Raw genomic sequence first — 26,184 nt, forward strand, 5'->3', positions numbered from 1 at the left:
TAATATAATAATATGTAATATTACTTAAAAAACCCCGCATACATGCGCATAAACTATCTTAAAAAAAAAGAAACTAAATAAAAACCATATTGCTCTAAAAAATTAGAAAATTAAATACATCTAATCAAAACATAATTGAGGAAGAATTTCTTTTACTTGCTTTAAATATATCGTACGTTCATGTCCTAATAACTTCTCAAAATTTAATAATGTAGTAGTTAATGGGTTTACGGGACGATGATTGATCCATATTTCAAAATGTAAATGAGGTCCTGTCGATCGACCCGTATTTCCAGATAGCGCTATGTTGTCACCTAATTTAACTCTTTGTCCAGGTTTAACTAATAACTTTTTTAAATGCATATATCGAGTTGTACAATGACAATTGTGCCTAATTGCCACATAATTACCAGCAATTTTACTATATGCGCTGACGATAACTTCTCCATCTCCTACAGATACAACAGGGGTACCTATTGGAACGGCAAAATCAACTCCAGAATGGGGGGATACTTGACCAGTCACAGGATTCAATCTATTTAAATTAAAATTAGAAGACACACGAAATGGTTTTAATGTAGGAAATCGTATAAAATTACCCCCTAATCTCACAGCTTCACGATCATACAATTTACCGTTATTTGCGCGAAACACATAGTAGTCTTTACCAGCAGTACACAATCTCGCTCCAAGTAATTTACTTTTAATACTATGATCATCATTCATCATTATTGATATTAATACAGAAAATCTATCTCCCTGATGTAGTTTGTGAAAATCTAATTGATATTGTAATGCATTAGTTATATCCATAATACAATTTTCCTCTATACCTAAAGAACGAGCACTATCAATAAATGTTCCACTTAATTTACCTATAAATAAAACTGAAGGAGATAACCCATCATTTAATTGATTTGAAAATCTAATAATTCCTTCTGTAAAACTAGTATTCATGCGATTGTAGACACGAATTTCCTGCGGAAAAATATCCCACACTAAACATTGTAATTTTTTTTTTGTAATTATTATCCAAGAAAGTATTTGCCCCGTTTTTATCTGTCTTAATACTGGATACTGTTGTAGTAAAAGAGTAATTTCAGAAGTATCGATACCATTGTTACTATATTTTATTAAAATTTTACTCAATATCTCATTCTGAGATACTGTATAGTTATACATGTTTATGTCTCTTAATGATTCATTAAAACACCAATGTTTCTTCAAAATATTAGAATGAACCATCACACTATTGAAAAATTTTCCATTTTTCATAATTTCAAATTGATGAAACTCATGGTTCTTAATAAGAAGTGCTTTGCTAGAATTTTTTTTATTTTTATTCAACATGCATGAAGTAAAAACTTCACAAACCATTACAATCACAATCATTAACAGAAACACAAATACCATTACAAAATAATGTTTATACATATAACGATATAATAACTTAATAGAACTAACAATAATACTACGCACTAATTAATAGCCTATATTACGATCTCCAACAAAAAGAGAGTCATTTTGACCAAAATTAAAAGAAATTATTACAGAAAATAATAAAAATGACTTTAATTTTAACGCTGTCTCTCAATAAAAAAATCACATTACTTATGTACCTTGTGATATATAATTACATATAGTAATATCTATTGATTACTTTTATTTTTTACAATATCTACAATAACCTCCTTAAATATTTTTTCTAATACAAAACAAATCTACTCACATGAATACTCCAATATTAAACACTTCTGCTTGATAACATAAATTAATCAGGCGTATTTGCCATTATATCTACTGATGCCGTAGTTTTAGGAAACGCAATCACCTCTCGAATGCTCTTAGAACCAGTTAGTAACATAGCTATCCGATCCAATCCAAATGCTAAACCAGCATGTGGAGGCGCTCCATATTTTAATGCATCCATGAAATACCCAAATTTTTTTTTCTGATCGTTTTGAGTAATACCTAAAATGTTAAATACCGCTTGTTGCATATCAAATGAATGGATACGCGCTGATCCACTACCAATCTCACAACCATTAATCACCATATCGTAAGCTTCTGAAATTACTAATAACGGATCTTTCTTTAACATTTGAACGTCACAATTTTTTGGAGAAGTAAACATATGATGCATAGATGTATATTCTCCATGACTGTTCTTTTTAAACATCGGGAAATCTATTATCCATAGCGGAGCCCAAGAATCTTTCTTAATTAAACACAGATCATTACCTAATTTTAATCTTAAAGCACTTAACATTTTTGTGATAAATTGATTTTTATTATCATTAAACCCAACAAACAAAATATCATTACTTTTAATATTAGTTTTATTTAAAATAATATCTAAAGTTAAGTTATCTATAAAATTAGTGACTGATCCTTGAATCTCTTTTTTAGTAATATCATTGTCACTAAATTGCACCTTAACCCACAGTAATTCCTTCAAACCACATTGTTTAGAATAATAAATATACTCATCGATCTGTTTTTGTGTCAGTTGTCTACCATTAGGCACCTTCATAGCTATTGCCTGTACATCAATATTATTTGCTCTAATAAATGACAACCTATTTTGTGTTGAATTAAATAAATATGATACATCAAACATTTCTATTGGATTTCTCAAATCTGGAGCATCAGATCCAAAACGCTGTATTACTTCAGAATATGTAAACTGCGAAAATACTCCCAATTCTACATTTAAAATTTCACGCCAAATGATACGAATAAAAATTTCCATAAGTTCTCGTATTTTTTGTGTTGTCATAAAAGAAGTTTCAATATCTATTTGCGTAAACTCTGGCTGACGATCTGCACGTAAATCTTCATCCCGAAAACATTTAGTAATTTGATAATATCTATCAAAACCAGAAACCATTAATAATTGTTTAAATATTTGAGGTGATTGGGGTAGAGCATAATTTTTACCCGTATGTAATCTACTAGGAACAATATAATCACGAGAACCTTCTGGAGTAACTTTTGTTAACATCGGTGTTTCGATATTCAAAAATCCTTCTAATTCCATAAAACGATGAACAATTGACATAATACGCGATCGAGTTTTTATTCGATAAAACATAATAGAACGTCTTAAGTCAAGATAACGATATTTTAGTCTATTTTCTTCAATATTATTTTTACTAATATCCAATGGTAATGGATCAGAAATATTAAGAATAGAAAATTTTTTCGCTACTACTTCAATAGCACCGGTAGATATATTACTATTAATTTGATTTTTAGGGCGGGCGCGCACCATACCTATTAACTGTATACAAAATTCTTGTTTCAATTTAGCAGCAGATATGCACACTTCTTTGTTTTGATGTACATCAAAACAAACCTGTATACATCCTTCTCTATCACGTAAATCAATAAAAATTAACCCACCAAAATTACGATATTTATTAATCCAACCGCATAATGTAACTTCTAAACCGACATGGGACAAATTCAATTGACCACAATATGCAGTACGCATACGAATACCTCTAATCATGAATATCGAATTGAATAATATCTATTTTACAGAAAATTACATATCAATTAAACACATGCATATTATAACTTACAAAATACATACGCTTTTTTCAACAATTCACAAAAATAAAACTATTTCCAACATGATGTGAATAATTTGATAAAAACATTATAGAACCTTTTTCTACACTATACTTAAATTTGTTTAAATTAACCGTAAATTAAATTTACCTTATATTTATTTAAATAAAATTACAACACTTAATTATTTAAAATAAATAATACATAACAAAACCATATACAAGGATACATATGTATCCTTGTATATGGTTTTTATTTATGATATTTTTATTACAAATAGAATTAAATCCTCAATTATATGTGAAATAAAATATATTTTATTTCACATATAATTGTTACTATTTATTTTTCAAAAAATCACATCAGAACATTATATAATTATCAATAATGATTCACCAATCTAAGTGTTATAAGCACTAACATGAATAGTTCGAACAAATGAAAAAATAACTTTAAAGATATTTATACAATTACAAAATATAGTTTTACTATATATCAAACAATCAAATTGTATTACTAATATAGAAATAATATATGTTTAAAACACTTATATGAATATTCAAAAATTTTTACTAAAAAAAATTCATAGAGCTTTACTTGCAATTACAAATGAATCATTTTTTCATCTGATACAAGTACAACAATCAACAAAAAGAAAATTTGGAAACTATCAAATTAATGGATTAATAGCTATCTCTAAGAAATTAAATATACCTATAGAAGAATTCGCTAAAAAATTCATACAGTTTATTAATTTAAATGATGTTGCTCATACAATAAAAATTGAAAAACCAGGATTTATTAATATATTTTTAAACACAAAATGGATATCCAATCAAATTAATAATATTTTTTCCGCATCTCATTTAGGTATTACTCCAGCTACACCAAAAACTATTGTTATTGACTATTCTGGACCAAATGTTGCAAAAGAAATGCATGTTGGGCATTTACGTTCAACTGTTATCGGAGATAGTATCGCACGTGTCTTATCTTTTTTAGGGCATAATGTCATTCGAGCCAACCACATAGGGGATTGGGGCACTCAATTCGGTATGCTAATCGCCTATATAGAAAAAAATGCACAAACTAGATTTTTATTAAATAAAACTATACAATTATCTACGCTAGAACATTTTTACCGAGAAGCTAAAAAAAAATATGATATTGATCCTGATTTTGCTGAATTGTCCCGCAATTATGTTCTAAAATTACAAAAAGGCGATAAACATTATCGTCAAATATGGAAATATCTAGTAGATATTTCCATATTGAACAATCAGGACATATACGTACGATTGAATATTAACTTAAAAAAAAGCGACATTATAGGAGAAAGTTTTTATAATGATATGCTGCCTGGTATTGTGTCAGATTTAAAAAATAAAGGATTAGCCGTCACAAGTAATGGAGCTACTGTGGTATTTCTCAAAAATTATCATAACAAACTCGGTACTCCTTTTGGAGTCATTATTCAAAAAAAAGACGGAGCTTATTTATATAGCACTACTGATATTGCGTGTATAAAATATCGTTGCAAGGTACTACATGCCGATAGAATTATTTACTATATTGATTCTCGACAAAAACAACATTTAATACAAGCATGGGAAATTGCTGATAAAGCAGGTTATATAGAAAAATCAGTCTTATTAGAACACCATATGTGTGGTATGCTGCTTGGAAAAGACAGTAAACCATTTAAAACGCGAGCTGGCAATGCGTTGAAATTAAAAACATTATTAGATGAAGCTTTAGAACGCGCCCGTTGTTTAATATTAAACAAAAACCCTAATTTAAAATATACTGAAATTAATAAACTAGCACATATTATTAGTATCGGAGCGATTAAATATTCTGAGCTATCAAAAAATCGTATTACAGATTACATATTTGATTGGAATAACATGTTAAACTTCGAAGGAAATACAGCTCCTTATGTACAGTATGCATGTACCAGAATTTCTGCTATTTTTAAGAGATCTAAACAACCTAATTTTCAATTAAAAAAAAACAATATTCAATTAGAAACTGAAGAAGAAATATTGTTAGCAATTTGTTTACTTCAATTTGAAGAAATGATTGTTGCGGTATCAAATCAAGGTGCTCCTCACATACTATGTTCTTATTTATATAAATTATCCGTATTATTTTCCTCCTTTTATGAAAACTGTCCCATTATCAAAGCACATAATACACATATAAAATATAGTAGATTAAAATTAGCATTAATTACTATGCGTACTTTGAAAACAGGATTAAATTTGTTAGGAATTAAAACAGTAAGATATATGTAAAAATTAATATATCTTTTATTACATCAATATAAATCTTTACTCAAAAAAATAAAATCTTTTAAACGCATCCCTACACACCATAACATTATACCATAACTACTACTAACTAATATCAAAGCCCCTATCATTCTAATTAATCTATACAAGATATTTCCTTGATCCCAACTAGATACATACATTAATAATCCCAAACATACTATACACATTACAAAAAGAGCAATCATTAATTGACAACAAAAAAATAACCATCCAGATTGCAATTGAAATAAATATTTTTTTTTAAATTTCCAATATAACAACCCCGCATTTAGCCATGCACCCAAACTGATGGAAAAAGAAAAAACAATATGCTTTAATGTATTAATGCATACTAAATTTATAAATTGAGTAAAAAAAAGAACAATAACAACTATATACGCTGGAGTTTTAATATCACGAAGCGCATAAAAGCCAGATGTTAATACTTTGGTAAAAATTAACCCAGGCAAACCTATTGCATACGCAATTACAGAATACTGTGTCATTAACACATCAAATTCTAAAAATTTCCCATACTTAAACAATGTTATTACTAACGGTTTAGACAAAACACCTAAAATAAGAGCACTAGGTAAACTTAATATAAAACATAATCTTATACCCCAATTCATTAAATAAAAATAATCTCCATAATTTTTCCTAGAAATAAAACGAGATAAATATGGCACTAAAATAGTGCTTAATGTCGCACCAAAAACTCCAATAGGTAATTCCATTAACCTATCAGCATAATACATCCAAGAAACAGAACCATCTCTTAAAAAAGACGCAAAAACAGTATTAATAATTAATGATACTTGACTACTTGAGACCGCAATCACAGCAGGCACCATGGATCGACATATTCTATATACCCTATTATCATAAAGTTGCATTTTTGGAACAACTAACATATTAATTTTTTTTAAAAATAACAAACAATAAACACACTGTAATATTCCCCCTACAATAACTGACCAAGCCAATCCCATAATAGGAACATGAAAATATGAATATCCCATAAATAACATATAACTTATCATGCTAATATTTAAAAAAATAGGAGTAAACGCTGGAACTAAAAAAAAATTACAAGCATTCAAAATCGCCCCCATTAATGATGTCAATGACACTAATAAAATATAAGGAAGCATCACTCGAAACATCTCAATAGTCATAATAAATTTTTCTGAAGAACTATTAAAACCTGGAGCAATAACCATAATAACCCAAGGTGCTATCAGTAAACCAATGAATACTACAACAGTTACGGTAAATATTAACAAGGCAGATACTCTAGAAATAAACACTCGTATTTCTTCTTTACTTTCTCGAGATTGATATTCTGATAATATAGGAAGAAAAACTTGATAGAATGCTCCTTCAGCAAAAATACGTCTTAATAAATTAGGCAATTTAAAAGCAATAAAGAATGCATCTGTCATAATACTAACTCCAAACATTCGAGCTACGAGAGTATCTCTAATAAAACCTAAAATACGAGATAAAATAGTTATAAAACTTATCGCGGTCAAAGACTTTAACAGATTCATCATATTCAAAATATTTAGCATTCAGTATTAACACAACAACACAAAAACACTATTTTTTTATAACTTAAACGATTGCTCCAGTTTTATGTACAATTTTAAAATTATTTCCACGAAAGAACATTTAAAAATGTTTTAAAAATCATATATTTAAAATACTAATACAATTCACATATAATTACAATTATTACATATCTCTGATATAGTATATGCATGCTAATACATATAAAACACAGTACTCATGAAAAAAGAACCAATAAAAAGAATTATATTTCTTATTTCATATATTTCAAAAGATGATCATTTAAAATGCTCCTTTAATTTTTCCAAAAAATTAGTTATACATAAATAAATATGTCGCATATATGCATAATTTTTTTTATATCTTCAATAAATATTGTTACACCTATTTTTTAAAATTTTATGCCTAAAATAACATATACAAAAAATAAAATGTAAACAATATCAATATTGATTGATATCAATATCTTACAAAAAATAGAAGATACATATTAATTTTCATTACACTTAAAAATTAAAAAATTATAATTATTTTAAAATAATTTTCGTGCATACATTAAATAATAATGTATACGAAAATACATAAACGGTGACTCATGTATACAATATCTAAAGCTAGAAGATTGGGTAAATGTTTTTTAATTATAGATAACATGTTTGTAGTTATAGGGTTTTATGTTGTTTTTCCATTGATTTCAATATATTTTGTCGAACAATTAGGATGGGGCGCTTTCTTAGTAGGATTTGCTTTAGGATTAAGACAATTTATTCAACAAGGACTAGGCATTTTTAGTGGCGCTTTTGCTGACAAATTAGGAGCTAAGCCTATGATTGTATCCGGGTTATTCATTCGTACTTTGGGATTTATTATAATGAGTGTTGCAAACACCCCCTTACTACTATGTCTTGCATGTGTGTTATCAGCATTAGGTGGCACGTTATTTGATCCTCCACGTACCGCACTAGTAATTAAATTAGTTCGTCCATGGGAATTAGGGCGGTTTTATTCTGTATTAATGCTAGAAGACAGTATGTGCGCCATCATCGGAATCGTGCTAGGTACATGGTTATTGCAATATAACTTTAAATTAGTATGTTTTACCGGAGCAATATTGTTTTTTATTGCCGGAGTGTTTAATGCCTGGCGGTTACCTGCATATAAAATTTCTAGTTCCCATGCTTCATTGTTAGAAGGAATAAAAAAGGTACTTAATAATCAACGATTTGTAATTTATGTCTTCACTCTAACTGGTTATTATATTTTATCAGCTCAAGTAATGTTAATGTTACCCATTCGCATTCATGAAGTATCCGGTCAATTATCATATATCAAATGGATGTATATCATAGAAGCAATTTTATCTTTATTATTAATCATGCCTATAACTTGGTGGAGCGAGAAATATTTCAAACTAGAAACACGCTTGATGGCAGGATTAATAACTATGATAATTAGTTTATTTCCTATTGGATTAGTAAAAAACTTACATACTTTATTAATTTTAATTAGCTTATTCTATATAGGATCTATTATTGCCGAACCTGCAAGAGAAACTTTGGGAGCGCTACTAACGGACTATAAAGCACGTAGTAGTTATATAGGTTTTAGTAAATTAAGTCTAGCTTTAGGAGGTACTGTAGGATATAGTGGTAGTGGATGGTTGTATGATATTGGAAAAGAACAAAATTTTACGCAACTACCTTGGATCATTTTAAGTATAATAGGACTGATTACATTATTAGGACTATATTGTCAATTCAAATATTATTCTTTTCAATCTTTACTTAATAATAATCATGATAAGAAACGTAAACTGTGATTAATAATAAAACAACAATACGAATGCACCACTACCTACTAATTACTGGAACTTACGATGAATACAAATACAAATATTTTTTCATACCTAAACAAAAACATATGCACACATTGAACATCACTCAATTAATAAATAATTTGATTAATCAAACTTAACTTCAATCAAACACAGCAAATTTTATAATTATTTTTTATTATTCTTTTAATATGGTGAGGTGTCCGAGTGGCTTAAGGAGCATGCCTGGAAAGCATGTATACATATAATTTTGTATCAAGGGTTCAAATCCCTTCCTCACCGCCATAATCATATACATTCACATTATGATCTTATCTTCAGTATTTTTTAAGATGCCATTACTATATTGTCATATTTTTAAAATATAAAATCGATTATTAAATTATACTTATTAGTGCATCACTTCATTTACTTATATGGGATTTCTATATATGAATACATAGGAATCCCATATAAGTAAATGAAAACCTTTAGATATCATCTCAAAAACATCACATCATTATATGTGTTAAAATACATTGACAACAATCATATATACGCTAACTAACACCAGCAATCATGTGATACTGATAAATATCATCATTAATTATTCAATAATCCCAATGACATAAAGAATTATACTCAAAAACACTAAATCCTTAACAAATACGATTTATTCATATGGTGGTACTATAAGCACGACATTTAAAATGTCACACAATACAACATATTTTATACTCTCAAAAAATGACGGAGAGAAAGGGATTCGAACCCTTGAAAGATATTATTTCTTTAAAACGGTTTTCGAAACCGCTCCGTTCAACCACTCCGGCATCTCTCCCTATTTAAAAAATTTTAAATATCACATATCCTTTAATATAGTATAATAATCTTTAAAATACTGTTATATATATTATAACCGTACAAATCCATTGTTATGTCTATATGGAAAAGAAGGAATCAACACGCTCTGTATATCATCGGATATAAATTACATATATTTTTATATAAAAACACTATTTTTATACATAATAATACCTTCTTGACTACTTTGATCATCATGAAGTACTTGTATTTTTTTTAATATTCCTATAAAATGTTACGGTTATGTGTTGGTTCCTCTGTAGTTCAGTTGGTAGAACAGCGGACTGTTAATCCGTATGTCACTGGTTCGAGCCCAGTCAGAGGAGCCAAATGACAAAATTAAGAGAATTTTTTTGCTTAATTTAATGATTATTTAAATTTATCTATAGTACAAATAAAATTAAATAATTACTCTATCCCAGCTTGATGCAAATCATGCATGTTAATTGATCCAACTAATATTCCTAATTTGTCCACTACTGGCGCTGCGGTAATTTTCCTCTGATGCAAAGCTTTTAATGCTACGCTTGCGCGCCATTCTTTCAGAATACAATATCCAGGCTTAGTCATAGCAATATCAACAGGATCATCGAGTGATTTACCTTGTACTATCCAACGCCTTAAATCTCCATCAGTAAATACTCCTGCAACACGATTGTGATTATCACATACAGCAGTTAATCCAAGACCAGTACGACTTAATTCAAACATAGCATCCATTACTGTAACTTTCCAAAAAACTTTCGAAATATTCTCTCCAGTACGCATCAAATGATGTACGCAATTTAACAATTGTGCTCCTAATCTACCTCCTGGATGAGATCGAGCAAATTGTTCTAAACTAAAACCCCTATGTCTCATAAGCGCCATTGTTAACGCATCACCCATCATTAAAGTATTAACTGTGCTTGAAGTAGGAGAAAGCTCCATAGGACAAGCTTCTCTTTGTATTTTTATATTAAGAACACACGTAGCCCCTTTAGCTAAAGGGGAACTAATATCTCCAGTAAATGCGATCACAGGAATGCCGCTATCTGCTAACAACGGCATCAAAGTGATTATTTCACAAGCACGACCTGAATAAGAAATAAACATTACTACATCTTGTGTTCCAATCATACCTAAATCACCGTGCAAAGCTTCTGCAGGATGAACAAAAAAAGCCGGAGTACCCGTACTAGCTAAAGAAGCAGCAATTTTTTTTCCAATATGACCGGATTTACCTATTCCAGAAACAGCAACCTTTCCCGTACAATCTAACAACATACGACAAGCAAACACAATGCTTTCATCCAACCTGTCTAACATTCTTTGAGCTTCGTTAATTTCGATCTCTAAAGTTTCTTTAGCATATTCCAATAACAATGCATCATTAATTATTACCATAATTATCAAAATGATAAATGTAAAATCTATAACATCATAAACAACTCATATTTAATATAATTTACATCCTTCTTATAACATTGGAATATGTATATCTGCGGGATATTATACAAATAACAAACATTCTAAAATAGATTTGACCTTAATTAACACAAACCCAACTAGAAACACAGAATAACATTCTGTATCAAAATAATTAATATTTACAAATAATTTAATCAACGTAAATATATCACAAAAATGTAATTTAAAATTAACGATCACCATATTATATTTTTATTAAATTAAAATAATATTATAAATATGATATTTCATATTCCATTATCATAAATAAGAAACAATAATTCTTTTGTTTTTATAAACTCATTACCTCTAATACTTTATTTAGAAAATGAAGTATCTTACTTATTTATATATTTAAATATTACACACATTTTCTATATAATGAAAATAAATATTTTAAAAACCAAGAATCATCAAATCTAATCAATTGTAGATTCTTTAAAATTTTTTAATTTTTTTGACAACTCACGACGCTCTTTTGATAACTCTGCATTTTTTATAATATATTCGTCTACTCGATCTTCATAATCATTACGCATATTAGCAATAATAACTTGTATCCCTTCTATAGAAGTTTCAGACTTAATGTAATCACTTAAATCACCCAGCAATAACGCTCTCTTTTGGTTATCACGAATTTTTTTTTCATTATCAACAATTTCTCGTTGCAGTTTATTTTTACGACGGAATATACGCACAAATTCTAATACATCATAAAATGATTGATTAACATCATTTCTCATAATCATATCCTATTTATATTTACTGAAAACATCCTTATACTAAAACTTCACATCCCTAATTAAATCAAACTAAAGATTAATGTAACAAACATTATCAGTATCATGTAATGTCATTACATATTGTAAACATTTATGATTAGACTATTAGTAACAATAATAAATTAAAACAACTATATATAATACATACATATATACAATCAAATCTAATTAAATTATTATAATTTTAATAAATAATTTGATGATTATTCAATCAAAACAACTCACATCATGATGTTAACACATATTAATGTATCACAACCTAGTTTTTTTATTTATGATTATGAAACTTTTGGCATCAATCCAGCACTAGATAGACCAGCGCAATTTGCCGGAATTCGTACGAATAATACATTAAAACCTATAGAAAAAGAAAAAATCTTCTTTTGTCGCTTATCAAATGATTATCTCCCCGATCCGCAATCCGTCCTCATTACTGGAATTGCTCCTCAAGATACTTTACGTCATGGATTGATTGAATCTGAGTTCGCTCGTCGTATTTATCAACTATTTTGTATCCCTAAAACTTGTATTCTTGGATACAATAATATTCATTTTGACGATGAATTCAGTAGAAACATTTTTTATAGAAATTTTCATGACCCTTATTTATGGGCTTATCAGCAAGGAAATTCCCGATGGGACTTATTACACGTACTACGTGCCTGTTATTCACTATGTCCAAATGGCATTACATGGCCATTGAACATTCAAAATAAACCCAGCTTTCGTCTAAAAGATTTAACACAAGCAAATGCTATAAAACATTTCAGTGCACATGACGCTATGTCGGATGTATACGCTACTTTAGAATTAACAAAATTAATAAAAGAAGTTCAGCCACAATTATTTCAATTTCTATTTGATCATCGTACCAAATATCAATTGCAAAAAATAATCGATCTAGATACCATGAATCCTTTGATATTTATCATGAACAAAATAAATTATAAATATAAAAATTTTATAACTTATATAGCTCCAATTTCTCGACATCCCATCAATCCTAACATTTTAATAGCATGTGATTTAAATGGTAATATAGATAATTTAGTTAATTTAAATATCAATACGATATATCAAAAATTGTACTCTAATCACATAACGATATATGATATTTTAAAAAAAATACCACTACGATTGATTCGATTAAATGCGTGCCCCATATTAATACCAATAAACTTTTTTGAAAAAAACAATATTAACACTACTTATACCATGCAGCTCTCTACCAACTATCGATACTGTTTAAAAAATTTAAATTTTATTAGAATGCATGAAAATAGCGTCTATCTACGTAATAAAATTAATACACTATATACTATTATAGGATCTTACATCAATCAAAAAAATATATATAATAATCTTCATGTAGACTGTCAATTATATCATAGACTCTTCAATAATTCTGATCGTAAAATAATTGAAAGCATCCGTAGAACTCATTCAAAAGAATTGAAAAATTTATGCACTGACCACGTTGATACTCGTTTAAAACCACTCTTATTTTACTATAGAGCCCGAAATTTTCCTAATACTTTAAATTACCAAGAACAAAAAAAATGGTTGAACTATAAAAAAAATAAATTATTTAATACAGATCAATCAAAATCTTATAACGATAAACTAAATCAACTTCTGTCAATCTATAAATATAATGATCAAAAAATTACACTTCTACATTCATTACAAAAATATTATCAATATCTTTATGAAGTTCATTTTAACTTTTATTAAAAATTAGTTTTTAATTTTTTCATATATACATAATTCGGTATACTTTAATTTAAACTAAAATATATGAAAAAATTTGCAAAAAAAAATCACATAATTTACACTAACAATATACACTATAATACATGTATATCATGCGAACATACGCAATATATAATTACATATTCGGATTATTACATAATTACTTCTCAACTATGCAAGCTAATACTTTAAAATAATTTTTTAATTTAATTAAAATATTAATTATATACGTATATAAATAAAGTAACTTTTATAACATTCAACTCTATACAAATTTAATTATATTCGTTAATATATTAAAGTAATAAAAAATTTTCAATAGGAAGACTGTACTTCATATGTTAATTTATCATCATTACCCTGACTAAATCCTTCAAACACATTTAATAATAGAAATCTTTTTTAATATTTTGTTTATTAAAAATATCAAAGGTACTTCTGTTGCAAGAATTTTAAAAAAGTATTTAGTAATGGAAAATTGTTGACATAAGGTAAAATATCATGCTGGATAGATCGCGATTACGAATAGCAATACAAAAATCAGGAAGATTGAGCAAAGAATCCCAACAACTTCTTGAACAATGTGGAATTAAAATTAATTTACAACAACAACGTCTATTAGCGTTTGCAGAAAACATGGCTATCGATATAATGCGAGTGCGCGATGATGATATTCCTGGTTTAGTTATGGACGGTATAGTAGATTTAGGTATTATCGGAGAAAATGTATTAGAAGAAGCGTTATTAACGAGACGATCGCAAGGAGATAATCCTTGTTACATTATGTTACTCCGATTAGATTTTGGAGATTGTCGGTTATCTATGGCCTTACCCATAGATGAACCATGGAATGGTCCAAAATCCTTACAAGGGAAACGAATCGCCACTTCATACCCACATCTTCTGAAACAATATTTAGATAAATTAGGTATTCATTTTAAATCTTGTTTACTAAATGGCTCAGTAGAAGTAGCACCACGTGCTGGATTAGCAGATGCAATTTGTGATCTAGTATCTACCGGAGCTACCTTAGAAGCTAATGGATTACATGAAGTAGAAGTAATCTATCGATCTAAAGCATGTCTTATTCAACGATCTGGAGAATTATCCAACATAAAACAATCACTGATAAACAAATTAATAATTCGTATTCAAGGAGTAATCCAAGCCAGGGGATCTAAATACATCATGTTGCATGCCCCTGCTGAACAACTAGAGGAAATTATTAATTTACTACCTGGAGCAGAAAGTCCAACAGTATTGCCATTAGCAGGTAATCAACATCGTGTGGCAATATACATGGTAAGTAATGAAACATTATTTTGGGAAACAATGGAAAATTTAAAAAATCTTGGAGCTAGTTCTATTTTAGTATTACCAATAGAAAAAATGATGGAATAATATTATGATTTCTCATGAACATCCTATATCTATTTATTGGAATGATTGTTCCAAATCTGAACAAAAAACACTGCTTACCCGTCCAATAAATAACAAATTAAACGATATTTATATAAATGTTAAAAATATACTTACAAAAGTTTATAACGAAGGCGATCGTGCTTTATTTAAATTTAATTTTGATTTTGACAATGTCCAAACTACACAATTGCAAATCCCAACTGAAATTATCATGAATTCGGGACGTAACTTGTCTAATGAAATAAAACAAGCAATACATACCGCCATGACCAATATAACACGGTTTCATCAAGCACAATGTTATTCAGAGATAATCGTGGAAACTCTTCCAGGCGTATATTGTCAACAAATTATTCGCCCATTAAATATTGTTGGACTATATGTACCAGGAGGAACTGCACCGCTGTTATCAACAGTTATGATGTTAGGTGTCCCAGCTCGTATTGCGAAATGTAAACGTGTAATATTATGTTCACCCCCACCAATTCCGGACGTAATTATATATACCGCACAACTTTGCGGTATCGACGAAATTTATCAAGTAGGAGGTAGTCAATCTATAGCCGCTATGGGATTTGGCACTGAGTCTATTCCGAAAGTAGATAAGATATTTGGACCAGGTAATATATGGGTTACAGAAGCAAAACGACAAATTAATCTTGCTCCAAATGGAGCTGCTATTGATATGCTAGCTGGACCTTCCGAAATATTAATTATTGCAGACAATACAGCTAATCCTATTTTTATCGCAGCAGACCTTTTGTCACAGTCAGAGCACGGACCTGATTCGCACGCAATACTTATAACGCCCTACTCGTGCATTGTAGAAAAAACAAAAAAAGAGCTACATAAACAATTAAAATTGTTACCACGAAATGATATCGTTCGTAACGTATTATTGAATAGTCGCATGATTATTACTAATAATTTAATGGAATGTTTTTCTATAAGCAATAGCTATGCTCCAGAGCATTTGATTATTCAAATTGAAAATGCATCAGATTATTTACATTACATCACGAATGCCGGATCAATATTCCTTGGACATTGGTCTCCGGAAACTGCTGGAGATTATGCAAGCGGGCCTAATCACGTTTTACCTACATACGGGCGCGCAGTTGCCACATCTGGTCTAGGAGTTATAGATTTTCAAAAAAGAATGTCGGTACAACAATTAACCCAAAATGGATTATTGCAACTATCATCAACCGTTACAACATTAACACAAATCGAACAATTAAAAGCTCATGAATATGCCATAACACATCGTATAAACTATATCAAGGAACAAAATGAACATTCGTTACTTGGCTAGGAATAATATATTAACGCTTAAACCTTATCAATCTGCTAGAAAATGCACACATTCAGGTAACATATGGCTGAACGCTAATGAATTTCCAATCGCTCCCGACTATCAATTTCGTTATAAAAAAATTCATAGATATCCTACTTGTCAACCACAAGAAGTGATCAACAATTATGCTTATTATGCCGGGGTTCGATCTGATCAAATTTTAGTGTCGAGAGGAGCCGATGAAAGTATTGAATTATTAATGAAAGTTTTTTGTAACCCTGGAAAAGACGTTATTATATTTTGCCCCCCGACATACGGTATGTATAAAACCACTGCAGAAATTTTAGGAATTAATTATCGGATTATACCTAAAAAGGAAAACTGGCAACTTGATTTAGCATCCATTAAATCACAATTAAACAATGTTAAATTAATTTATATTTGTAACCCAAACAACCCTACTGGTAACATTATTCATTTAAATAGTTTAAAAAAGTTATTAAAAATTATTCAAAACCGAGCGTTATTAGTAACTGATGAAGCATATATTGATTTTTGCCCGGACGCAAGCCTAGTACGTTGGCTACCAATATATCCTCATCTGGTTATCTTAAGAACTTTATCTAAAGCTTTCGCGTTAGCAGGATTACGCTGTGGTTTCACTTTAGCTAATCCAGAAATTATTAAATTATTAGAAAAAGTGATCGCACCATACCCATTATCTACTCCAGTAATTGATATCGCAGAACAAGCTTTAACCCCTATAAGCATACAATACACCCAGAATAGAATAGCTACAGTCAATACAAACCGAAACATATTAATTACAGGCTTAAAAAAATGTTCTTGTGTTCAACAAGTATTTAATAGTCACGCTAATTATGTATTGGTTAAATTCAATCCAAAATATCAGGTTTTTAAGACATTATTGCATCAAGGCATAGTTTTAAGAGATCAAAGCAATCAACCAGGATTAGTTAATTGCTTGCGTATCACTGTCGGCACATATAATGAATGCAAACACGTAGTTTCTGTTTTAAAAAAATTACATGTTGCATCATTATCTATATAGATAAATAGGAGCGCTCATGAATCATAAAGTTTTATTTATAGATCGTGATGGAACCTTAATTAATGAACCAAAAGACAATTTTCAAATTGATTCTTTAGACAAATTCTCATTGGAACCATATGTGATTCCTGCTCTTATAGCGTTAAAAAATATAGGTTTTGAATTTGTTATAGTTACTAATCAAAATGGATTAGGAAGTGCTTCATTTCCTAAAGAAAAATTTGATAAACCACATCGTCTAATGATTCAAATATTTCAATCTCAAGGTATTAAATTCAATCAAATACTAATTTGCCCTCATCTTCCCGAAGAAGAATGTAGTTGTCGTAAACCAAAAACTGCATTAGTAAATTCTTGGCTAATCGATAACAAATTAAATAAATTTAATAGTTATGTTATCGGAGATCGAAATACTGATATGATTTTAGCAACTAATATGGATATTCAAGGAATACAATATAATCGTACTAATTTTGGTTGGAAAAAAATTAAAAACTATTTAACGCAACGTCACAGATCAGCGCATATTCATCGCATCACTGAAGAAACTAACGTAGACATCACGATATGGTTAGATCAAAATAATAAAAGTTACATTAATACTGGGATTAATTTTTTTAATCATATGTTACAGCAAATAGCTGTACATTCTGGATTATGCATGAATATTACGGCAAAAGGCGATTTACATGTAGACGATCATCATACTGTAGAAGATACAGCTTTAACATTAGGAAAAGCTTTAAACACTGCATTAGGCAACAAATGTGGCATCGGAAGATTTGGATTTACATTGCCTATGGATGAAAGTATTGCGCAATGTGTATTAGATCTTTCTGGACGAACATACTTTCACTATGAAGCTAACTATACTTTTCAAAAAATAGGAGATCTTAGTACTGAAATGATAGAACATTTTTTTCGTTCATTATCTTCAAAAATGGGTTGTACTTTACATTTACAAGCAACTGGAAAGAATGATCATCATAAAGCAGAAAGTTTATTTAAATCTTTCGGGCGATCGTTACGTCAAGCCATTTACATAGACAATAATAATATACCAAGCTCTAAAGGAACATTGCTATGAATATAGTTATCATAGACACCAACTGCTCTAATTTATTATCTGTAAAAACCATGCTGCATAGATTAGGACACAACCCAATAATAAGTGACAGAGCTGATGTTATATCTCATGCGGACAAACTGTTTTTACCAGGAGTTGGAGCTGCTTCATCCGCGATGAAAGAATTAAAAAAAAAAATCTAATTACATTGATACAAAATTGTACTAAACCAATCTTGGGTATTTGCTTAGGAATGCAGTTATTTGGATCCATAAGTTCTGAAAATAATGGTGTAAACACTTTAAATATTATTCATACACCTGTCAAACGTATGCAATACCACGGTTTTCCCTTACCACATATGGGATGGAATACTATTACTATTCCAAAAAAACATTTTTTATTTTATGGCATAAAAGAAAACGATTATTTTTATTTTGCACATAGTTATTGCATAAAAGTATGTTCTGTAACAATTTCTCAAACAAATTACGGACAATTATTTAGTTCGGTTATAAAATATAAAAATTTTTTTGGTGTACAATTTCATCCAGAAAAATCAGGAATGCCCGGTCAACAATTAGTAAAAAATTTTTTGGAGATATAATTTGTGATTATTCCTGCGCTAGATATTATTAACGGAAATATAGTTAGACTGTATCAAGGATCTTATTGCATGCAAACTAATTACGGAGAACCTATATCATTATTGAAGGAATACATACGACAAGGAGCAAAAATGATACATCTAGTTGATCTAGATGGAGCAAAAAATCCATTAAAAAGACAAAGTTTATTAATTAGTCAACTAATAAAAGAAGCTCATTCTTTATCTAAGATACAAATAGGAGGAGGTATACGTAACGCTTCAGATGTAGAAATTCTGTTAGAATCAGGAGCAACACGCATAGTATTAGGTTCTATAGCAGTTGCACAACCAAAGATAGTAAAAAAATGGTTTGAATATTTTGATCCAAATACTTTAGTTTTAGCGGTAGATATACACGTTTATTCTGAAGAAAATCGAAAAGTTGCTATTTACGGTTGGCAAAAAGAAACTGATTTGCAATTAGAACAAATAATAGAAGAATATTATACTGTAGGCTTAAAACATGTTATTTGCACAGATATCTCCAAAGATGGAACTTTGTTAGGTAGCAATATATCTTTATATCGATCAATATGTCATGCTTGGCCACGAATAGCATTTCAATCGTCTGGAGGTGTTAATAAGTTAGCAGAAATATCTAAATTACGTTCTTCTGGAGTGGCAGGAATCATTATTGGTCGTGCTTTTTTAGAAAATACATTTACTATCAATGAGGCTATATCATGTTGGCAAAACGAATAATTCCTTGTCTTGATGTAGCTAATAACAAAGTAATTAAAGGAATACAATTTAAAGATCATAAAATTGTAGGAGATATCTTAGAATTAGCAAATAGATATGCAAAATCAGGAGCCGATGAATTAGTATTTTATGACATCACAGCATCACCTAATGATCAGGTAGTGAATAAGAGATGGATTTCTCAGATTGCTAAGGTAATAAACATACCATTCTGTGTGGCTGGGGGCATAAGTACATTAAAACAAGCTAAACAAATTCTTGCATCTGGAGCAGATAAAATTTCAATTAATTCTCCTGCTTTGATTAACCCAATGCTAATCCAAGAACTAGCTGACCATTTAGGCACACAATGCGTTGTAGTTAGCATCGATACCTGGCATAATCCTCAAAAAAAGATTTACCAAGTAAAATGCTATACTGGGGACAGTACTCGTGCAAAAATCACAACATGGCAAACATTGGATTGGGTTAAAAAGGTACAAGAATATGGAGCTGGAGAAATAGTATTAAATATGATGAATCAAGACGGAATGAAAAATGGTTATGATTTAGATCACTTACGAAATATTAGAAAACATTGTAAAGTACCACTTATAGCTTCTGGGGGAGCTGGTACCTATCAACATTTCTTAGAAGCCTTTCGTGATGCCGATGTAGATGGGGCGTTAGCAGCTTCAGTATTTCATAATCAAATTATTGACATTCATAAATTGAAACAATTTTTAGATAAAGAAGGAATAAAAATTAGATTATGCTAATTAAAAATCAGCATCAGCAATTAAATTGGACTAAAAATCATGGTCTAATACCCGCTATCATACAACATGCTGAATCAGGAGAAGTATTAATGCTAGGACATATGAATAAAGAATCAATAATAAAAACAGAACAAACTAAGCATATTACTTTTTTTTCACGCAGCAAAAACAGATTGTGGACTAAAGGAGAAAAATCTGGAAATATATTAAAATTAATCAATTGGTATTCAGATTGTGATCAGGATGCATTATTAATTTTTGCTTTGCCTCATGGACCTACTTGTCATAATAATACTAGCAGCTGCTTCCATCCTGGGATAGCAGAATTAAGTTTTCTTCATCAATTAGAAAATATTATATCCTCAAAAAAAAATATATCATCTTATCTCTCTAATACATCCTACACATCTCGTTTGTATGCTAGTGGCGTTAAACGCATTGCTCAAAAAGTTGGTGAAGAAGGCCTGGAAACAGCCCTTGCAGCTATTTCCTGTTGTAATACAAAAGAACTCATTAATGAAGCATCAGATCTAATTTATCATTTATTAGTCCTATTACAACATAAATCATTAAATTTTAATGCAATCATCAAGGAATTAAAAATTCGAAATAATAATAACAAATTAAACCAATGAACAATAATATTATACATATATAAATATGTATAATGAAACCAAACAATTACTAATGTTATTAGTAATGATATATATAATCAATATTATATATATTCGCAGGGATACCAATGAATTTATTATGCATATAACAAAAAAACAATCCTAATGAATAAAAACTAATAAATTGCGATATCTCCAATATCCCACATATCATGGGATATTGGCTATTACTTAAATTATTCAATTATTATTGAAATAATATTAACCTTATATTTATTTTAACCAATCAGTGTGAAACGTACCTTTTTTATCAAAACACGCATAAGTATGTGCTCCGAAACAATCTCTTTGAGCTTGAATAAGATTTGCAGGTAACACATTACTGCGATAACTATCATAGTAAGATATAGCAGCAGATAATGTAGGCATGGGAATACCGTATTTAATGCCGCACACTACCACCTCTCTCAACATTTGTTGGTAATCATTCGCGATATTGACACAATATGGAGACAATAACAAATTAGTAATATCTGGAGTTTGAGAATAAATATCAATAATTTTTTGTAAAAATTTTGATCTAATTATACATCCCGCACGAAAAATCTGAGCAATTTTTTTGTAATTCAAATCCCAATGATACTTATCGGACGCAATTTTCAATTGATAAAAACCTTGCGCATATAAAATAATCTTGCTGAGATATAACGCTTTTCGCGCCTTTTCTACGTATAAACATTTGCTTTCAAAACAATTTTCTCTATTAGGTCCTGACAATATTTTTGATGCTTTAAGACGTTGTTGTTTAAGTACAGACATATAACGAGCAAACACTGATTCAGTAATCATACTTAATGGTATTCCTAAATCAATTGCATCTTGAGTAGCCCATGCCCCAGTACCCTTATTTCTAGCCACATCTAATATAGAATCAAGAATGTAACCATGATTGGCATCTTTTCTAACGAAGATGCGACTTGTTATTTCAATAAGATAACTATTTAATTCGCCTTGATTCCATTTATCAAAAATTTCTCCTAATGCTTCATGAGTTAAATGAAATATATTTTTTATAAAAAAATATATTTCAGCAATTATTTGCATATCTCCGTACTCTATACCATTATGTATCATCTTCACATAATGACCAGATCCATTTGGTCCTATATATGCAACACAAGTTTCATCATTAACACGAGCAGCAATTTTCTTAAAAATCGACTCAACCATTTTATATGCATCTATGTTCCCTCCAGGCATAATCGATGGCCCTTTTAAAGCCCCTTCTTCTCCCCCAGAAATACCAGTTCCAATAAAATTTATCCCTTTTTTTGATAACTCAAGATTACGACGCATAGTATCTTTATAAAATGAATTACCTCCATCAATTAAAATATCTCCCGGATTCATATAAGGGGACAATATTTTTATAACATTATCGATATGCGTTCCTGATGTAATCATTAAAAATATAAAACGAGGTTTATTTAAGGATAGCGCGAACTCCTCTATTGAATAACATGGGATGATATTTTTTTTTGGATTAGTAGTAACAACTGCATCGGTTTTATCCTTAGAACGATTATAAATGGCAACACAATAACCTTTGCTTTCAATGTTTAATGCTAAATTTCGACCCATAACACCCATACCGATAATACCAATCTTTTTTTGTTTGAACATATCTGCTCCTCTGGGGTATAAGTATGTTATATATTTTAATAATAGTTAAATAATGACTAATTTGTATCTAGTGCATAATATGAACATATTATACATAAATACTTCAATATAAAAATAAAAAGTTTTAAACAATATTAAAATGTAAATACAAAACATAAAGCAATAATCAGATTGAACAATGTTATAAAATCATAATTAACAGAGCCAATTGTGAATATTTATTTTAAAAAATATCTTCAAGGTAGACCATATACATATATGTATTTTATACATCATAATAAAAATATTATTACACCGTACTAAATTCAATTTAAAATGCATAATAAATTATAAAATAGAATTTTTATTGGATATAAACCACCATTACAACAATATTAAAACATTAATAAAAACTATTAAAAATAACCAAATACAATTTTAATTATCATAATATATATATATAATAAATACTGTATATTCATGATGTAAATTATAAAAAACAATTACATTTTAACAATCTACAGTATATATCGTCATACGATATATTTAAATTTTAAATCCACAAAACTATTATGACTACAAAAAAAATGCTAGTTACTTGTGCCTTGCCTTACGCTAATGGTTCACTTCATATTGGACACATGTTAGAACATATACAAGCAGATATCTGGGTTCGTTATCAACGCATGCAAGGAAATTGCGTATACTTTATTTGCGCAGATGATGCGCATGGAACTGCCATTATGTTAAAATCACAACAACTTAATATAGCCCCAGAACAAATGATTGCCCAAATACAACAAGAACATCAACGAGATTGCTATAAATTCGGAATTAGCTATGATAACTACTATTCTACTCACAGTGAAGAAACTCGTGAATTACTACATGACATTTACTCTCGATTAAACACACGTGGATTCATCAAATCTAAATTTATTTCTCAATTATATGATTCTAAAAAAAATATGTTTTTACCAGATCGATTTGTTAAAGGCATATGTCCAAAATGCAAAAAAGATGATCAATATGGAGATAATTGTGCAGCATGTGGTACTATCTATACCTCTTTAGAGCTTATAAACCCCAAATCAGTTATTTCTGGAACGTCTCCGATAATACGCAAGTCTGAACATCTCTTTTTTGATTTACCAGCTTTTACTGATACATTGCGTACATGGATTCGATCAGGAAGCATACAAAAAGAAATAGCCAACAAAGTAGAAGAATGGTTTAAATTAGGTTTAAAAAAATGGGATATTTCTAGAGACGCTCCTTATTTTGGATTTAAAATTCCTAATTCTTCAGAAAAATATTTTTATGTATGGATGGATGCCCCTATTGGATATATGGGTACCTTTAAAAACCTATGCAAAAAAAACAAAAACATATCCTTTAACGACTTTTGGGGCTCAAATTCCAAAACTGACTTATATCATTTCATAGGTAAAGATATTATTTACTTTCATTGTTTATTTTGGCCAGCTGTTTTGTCAGGCAGTCAATTTCGCAAACCAACTAATATATTTGTTCATGGGCATGTTACTTTAAATGGATCTAAAATATCAAAATCTAAAGGGACTTGCATCAACGTAAGTACTTACTTATCATGTTTAAACCCAGATTATTTAAGATATTATTATGCCACGAAACTTTCATCTCATGCTAACGACATAGACTTGAATTTATCAGATTTTATTACTAGAGTAAATTCAGATATTATTAATAAAATATTAAATTTAGCATCTAGAAATTCTGGATTTATACATCAATATTATAATGGCCATTTGTCGAATACATTAACACATCCAGTTATATATAATATGTTTATTGAATCCAGACATTATATAGGAAAATTATTTCAAAAAAGAGAATTTAACTACGCAATGCGTGAAATTATGAAATTAGCAGATGAAGCTAATCGTTACATAGATAAACATGCTCCGTGGCATATCGCAAAAAAAATAGACCGTAGACAAGAGGCATTATCTATTTATTCTATGGGTATTCAGTTGTTTCGTGTGCTGATGATCTATTTGAAACCTGTCTTACCTAAATTAGCTAATTATAGCGAATGTTTTCTCAACACTCGTCTTACATGGGGCAGTCTTTCTGCGCCTTTATCAAATCATCGAATTAATAAATTCAAAATAATTTTTTCTCGAATCCATCCCGATCAAATTGCATCTATGACAAATAAATCTCAATTACATGAGCACCCTACGACGGGTAATAATGTATGAAGAGCACGAATCACACTCTTTAAGATAAACATAATAACGTTAAAACAACTAACTTTATCTTTGCATACGCTACAAAGATAATGGAAACTATACAGGAATTGTATTATCAAAAATTAAAGATATATATATGATATAAACTTTTGTTTAAAAAAATATCACTCGAAAAAACTTAACATACATACAAATTTAATGTTACATTTAATACATTAATGCAGATAAATAAAAATATTTCTTAATCTTGTGATTACACAAGATAATACAATTAATTCTTTCAAAATACTTTAAAATAAAACAAAATAATATTAACATATGTTGTCTACAAAAAATAATTATTAATAAAATTAATAACAATAAACAAAATTAAATATTAAATAAATTTTTTAATAACCATTCCTTTTATTCATAAAACTATTACTTGATAGAATTTATTGTATTTATATGCGCCATTCATATCAATATTCTTATATAATTTAAAAAATTTTGAATTCTAAGTATACTCATTCATGTTTCCATTAAAAATGGAACCTCTAAAGACAACACTCCTCAACTACATTTGCAATAAACTAAACGAATCTA

General features: G+C 29.2%; 17 protein-coding genes, 3 tRNA genes and 1 pseudogene. 14 read left to right on the forward strand and 7 right to left on the reverse strand.

The features are described 5' to 3' along the window. Positions 1-120 precede the first annotated feature (120 nt). Together mepM and aspS are read right to left on the reverse strand one after the other, a co-directional pair. Positions 121-1,479, reverse strand: coding sequence for a murein DD-endopeptidase MepM (mepM, locus tag BCHRO640_RS02320; protein WP_015344703.1), 1,359 nt, complete (start codon positions 1,477-1,479; stop codon positions 121-123). Positions 1,480-1,771: 292 nt separating this feature from the next. Beyond that, entirely contained in the window at positions 1,772-3,496 is a 1,725-nt protein-coding gene (gene aspS, locus BCHRO640_RS02325; RefSeq protein ID WP_015344704.1) for an aspartate--tRNA ligase, read from the reverse strand. 631 nt (positions 3,497-4,127) lie between these two features. Between aspS and argS the strand changes: the two genes are divergently transcribed. Beyond that, positions 4,128-5,873, forward strand: coding sequence for an arginine--tRNA ligase (gene argS, locus BCHRO640_RS02330; protein ID WP_015344705.1), 1,746 nt, complete (start codon positions 4,128-4,130; stop codon positions 5,871-5,873). 23 nt (positions 5,874-5,896) lie between these two features. Here argS and murJ read toward each other — a convergent pair whose 3' ends face one another. Continuing rightward, positions 5,897-7,444, reverse strand: a complete 1,548-nt coding sequence (murJ, locus tag BCHRO640_RS02335) for a murein biosynthesis integral membrane protein MurJ (protein WP_015344706.1) — start codon at positions 7,442-7,444, stop codon at positions 5,897-5,899. A 614-nt stretch (positions 7,445-8,058) separates the two neighbouring features. Between murJ and mdtH the strand changes: the two genes are divergently transcribed. Together mdtH and BCHRO640_RS02345 are read left to right on the forward strand one after the other, a co-directional pair. Continuing rightward, positions 8,059-9,282: a multidrug efflux MFS transporter MdtH gene (gene mdtH, locus BCHRO640_RS02340; protein WP_015344707.1), complete on the forward strand. Its 1,224-nt coding sequence runs from the start codon at positions 8,059-8,061 to the stop codon at positions 9,280-9,282. A gap of 208 nt (positions 9,283-9,490) precedes the next feature. After that, positions 9,491-9,582: transfer RNA gene (locus BCHRO640_RS02345), tRNA-Ser, on the forward strand. Between the two features lie 445 nt (positions 9,583-10,027). Here the strand turns inward: BCHRO640_RS02345 and BCHRO640_RS02350 are convergent. Continuing rightward, a tRNA-Ser gene (locus BCHRO640_RS02350) sits at positions 10,028-10,117 on the reverse strand. Positions 10,118-10,393: 276 nt separating this feature from the next. On the opposite strand from BCHRO640_RS02350, the gene BCHRO640_RS02355 reads away from it, so the two are divergent. After that, a tRNA-Asn gene (locus BCHRO640_RS02355) sits at positions 10,394-10,469 on the forward strand. 79 nt (positions 10,470-10,548) lie between these two features. On the opposite strand, the gene gutQ is transcribed toward BCHRO640_RS02355, so the two are convergent. Further along, a complete protein-coding gene (gutQ, locus tag BCHRO640_RS02360; RefSeq protein WP_015344708.1) occupies positions 10,549-11,526 on the reverse strand; it encodes an arabinose-5-phosphate isomerase GutQ in 978 nt (325 codons plus the stop codon). Positions 11,527-12,008: 482 nt separating this feature from the next. After that, positions 12,009-12,332, reverse strand: a complete 324-nt coding sequence (tmaR, locus tag BCHRO640_RS02365) for a PTS system regulator TmaR (RefSeq protein ID WP_015344709.1) — start codon at positions 12,330-12,332, stop codon at positions 12,009-12,011. Between the two features lie 270 nt (positions 12,333-12,602). On the opposite strand from tmaR, the gene sbcB reads away from it, so the two are divergent. The 9 genes and pseudogenes from sbcB to hisIE all read left to right on the forward strand — a co-directional run bounded on the left by sbcB (position 12,603) and on the right by hisIE (position 21,724). Beyond that, complete coding sequence (gene sbcB, locus BCHRO640_RS02370; RefSeq protein WP_041567586.1) at positions 12,603-14,105, forward strand: exodeoxyribonuclease I; 1,503 nt, start codon at positions 12,603-12,605, stop codon at positions 14,103-14,105. A 519-nt stretch (positions 14,106-14,624) separates the two neighbouring features. Continuing rightward, entirely contained in the window at positions 14,625-15,524 is a 900-nt protein-coding gene (gene hisG, locus BCHRO640_RS02375; RefSeq protein WP_011283003.1) for an ATP phosphoribosyltransferase, read from the forward strand. A 4-nt stretch (positions 15,525-15,528) separates the two neighbouring features. Further along, positions 15,529-16,860: a histidinol dehydrogenase gene (hisD, locus tag BCHRO640_RS02380; RefSeq protein ID WP_015344711.1), complete on the forward strand. Its 1,332-nt coding sequence runs from the start codon at positions 15,529-15,531 to the stop codon at positions 16,858-16,860. After that, a complete protein-coding gene (hisC, locus tag BCHRO640_RS02385) occupies positions 16,838-17,914 on the forward strand; it encodes a histidinol-phosphate transaminase (RefSeq protein ID WP_015344712.1) in 1,077 nt (358 codons plus the stop codon). Before hisD ends, hisC begins: the two co-directional genes overlap by 23 nt. A gap of 16 nt (positions 17,915-17,930) precedes the next feature. Continuing rightward, positions 17,931-19,001: a bifunctional histidinol-phosphatase/imidazoleglycerol-phosphate dehydratase HisB gene (gene hisB / locus BCHRO640_RS02390; protein ID WP_011283006.1), complete on the forward strand. Its 1,071-nt coding sequence runs from the start codon at positions 17,931-17,933 to the stop codon at positions 18,999-19,001. Next, positions 18,998-19,587: pseudogene (hisH, locus tag BCHRO640_RS02395) on the forward strand (imidazole glycerol phosphate synthase subunit HisH). Before hisB ends, hisH begins: the two are co-directional and overlap by 4 nt. A 3-nt stretch (positions 19,588-19,590) precedes the next feature. Then, positions 19,591-20,331 (forward strand): 1-(5-phosphoribosyl)-5-[(5-phosphoribosylamino)methylideneamino] imidazole-4-carboxamide isomerase, encoded by a 741-nt coding sequence (locus BCHRO640_RS02400; protein ID WP_015344714.1) that lies wholly within the window; start codon positions 19,591-19,593, stop codon positions 20,329-20,331. After that, entirely contained in the window at positions 20,313-21,089 is a 777-nt protein-coding gene (gene hisF / locus BCHRO640_RS02405; protein ID WP_015344715.1) for an imidazole glycerol phosphate synthase subunit HisF, read from the forward strand. Before BCHRO640_RS02400 ends, hisF begins: the two co-directional genes overlap by 19 nt. Beyond that, the gene (gene hisIE, locus BCHRO640_RS02410; protein WP_015344716.1) at positions 21,083-21,724 is read left to right on the forward strand and encodes a bifunctional phosphoribosyl-AMP cyclohydrolase/phosphoribosyl-ATP diphosphatase HisIE; all 642 of its coding nucleotides are present in this window, start codon (positions 21,083-21,085) and stop codon (positions 21,722-21,724) included. The genes hisF and hisIE overlap by 7 nt, the downstream gene beginning before the upstream one ends. A gap of 252 nt (positions 21,725-21,976) precedes the next feature. Here the strand turns inward: hisIE and gndA are convergent, their stop codons facing one another. Further along, a complete protein-coding gene (gndA, locus tag BCHRO640_RS02415; protein ID WP_015344717.1) occupies positions 21,977-23,386 on the reverse strand; it encodes an NADP-dependent phosphogluconate dehydrogenase in 1,410 nt (469 codons plus the stop codon). A 551-nt stretch (positions 23,387-23,937) separates the two neighbouring features. Between gndA and metG the strand changes: the two genes are divergently transcribed. Then, positions 23,938-25,608 carry a methionine--tRNA ligase gene (gene metG, locus BCHRO640_RS02420; RefSeq protein WP_015344718.1) on the forward strand — a complete coding sequence of 557 codons (1,671 nt, stop codon included), beginning with the start codon at positions 23,938-23,940 and terminating at the stop codon, positions 25,606-25,608. Positions 25,609-26,184: the final 576 nt, after the last annotated feature.

Origin of the sequence: Candidatus Blochmanniella chromaiodes str. 640 (genome assembly GCF_000331065.1) — a bacterium.
GTDB lineage: Bacteria > Pseudomonadota > Gammaproteobacteria > Enterobacterales > Enterobacteriaceae > Blochmanniella > Blochmanniella pennsylvanica.

What these genes read in the sequence shown, in the direction of transcription:
- hisB (WP_011283006.1), top strand. Translation starts at nt 17,931, where the DNA reads ATGAATCATAAAGTTTTATTTATAGATCGTGATGGAACCTTAATTAAT.
- murJ (WP_015344706.1), bottom strand. Translation starts at nt 7,444, where the DNA reads ATGAATCTGTTAAAGTCTTTGACCGCGATAAGTTTTATAACTATTTTA.
- aspS (WP_015344704.1), bottom strand. Translation starts at nt 3,496, where the DNA reads ATGCGTACTGCATATTGTGGTCAATTGAATTTGTCCCATGTCGGTTTA.
- gutQ (WP_015344708.1), bottom strand. Translation starts at nt 11,526, where the DNA reads ATGGTAATAATTAATGATGCATTGTTATTGGAATATGCTAAAGAAACT.
- tmaR (WP_015344709.1), bottom strand. Translation starts at nt 12,332, where the DNA reads ATGAGAAATGATGTTAATCAATCATTTTATGATGTATTAGAATTTGTG.
- hisG (WP_011283003.1), top strand. Translation starts at nt 14,625, where the DNA reads ATGCTGGATAGATCGCGATTACGAATAGCAATACAAAAATCAGGAAGA.
- hisD (WP_015344711.1), top strand. Translation starts at nt 15,529, where the DNA reads ATGATTTCTCATGAACATCCTATATCTATTTATTGGAATGATTGTTCC.
- metG (WP_015344718.1), top strand. Translation starts at nt 23,938, where the DNA reads ATGACTACAAAAAAAATGCTAGTTACTTGTGCCTTGCCTTACGCTAAT.
- hisF (WP_015344715.1), top strand. Translation starts at nt 20,313, where the DNA reads ATGTTGGCAAAACGAATAATTCCTTGTCTTGATGTAGCTAATAACAAA.
- argS (WP_015344705.1), top strand. Translation starts at nt 4,128, where the DNA reads ATGAATATTCAAAAATTTTTACTAAAAAAAATTCATAGAGCTTTACTT.
- gndA (WP_015344717.1), bottom strand. Translation starts at nt 23,386, where the DNA reads ATGTTCAAACAAAAAAAGATTGGTATTATCGGTATGGGTGTTATGGGT.
- hisIE (WP_015344716.1), top strand. Translation starts at nt 21,083, where the DNA reads ATGCTAATTAAAAATCAGCATCAGCAATTAAATTGGACTAAAAATCAT.
- mdtH (WP_015344707.1), top strand. Translation starts at nt 8,059, where the DNA reads ATGTATACAATATCTAAAGCTAGAAGATTGGGTAAATGTTTTTTAATT.
- hisC (WP_015344712.1), top strand. Translation starts at nt 16,838, where the DNA reads ATGAACATTCGTTACTTGGCTAGGAATAATATATTAACGCTTAAACCT.
- sbcB (WP_041567586.1), top strand. Translation starts at nt 12,603, where the DNA reads ATGTTAACACATATTAATGTATCACAACCTAGTTTTTTTATTTATGAT.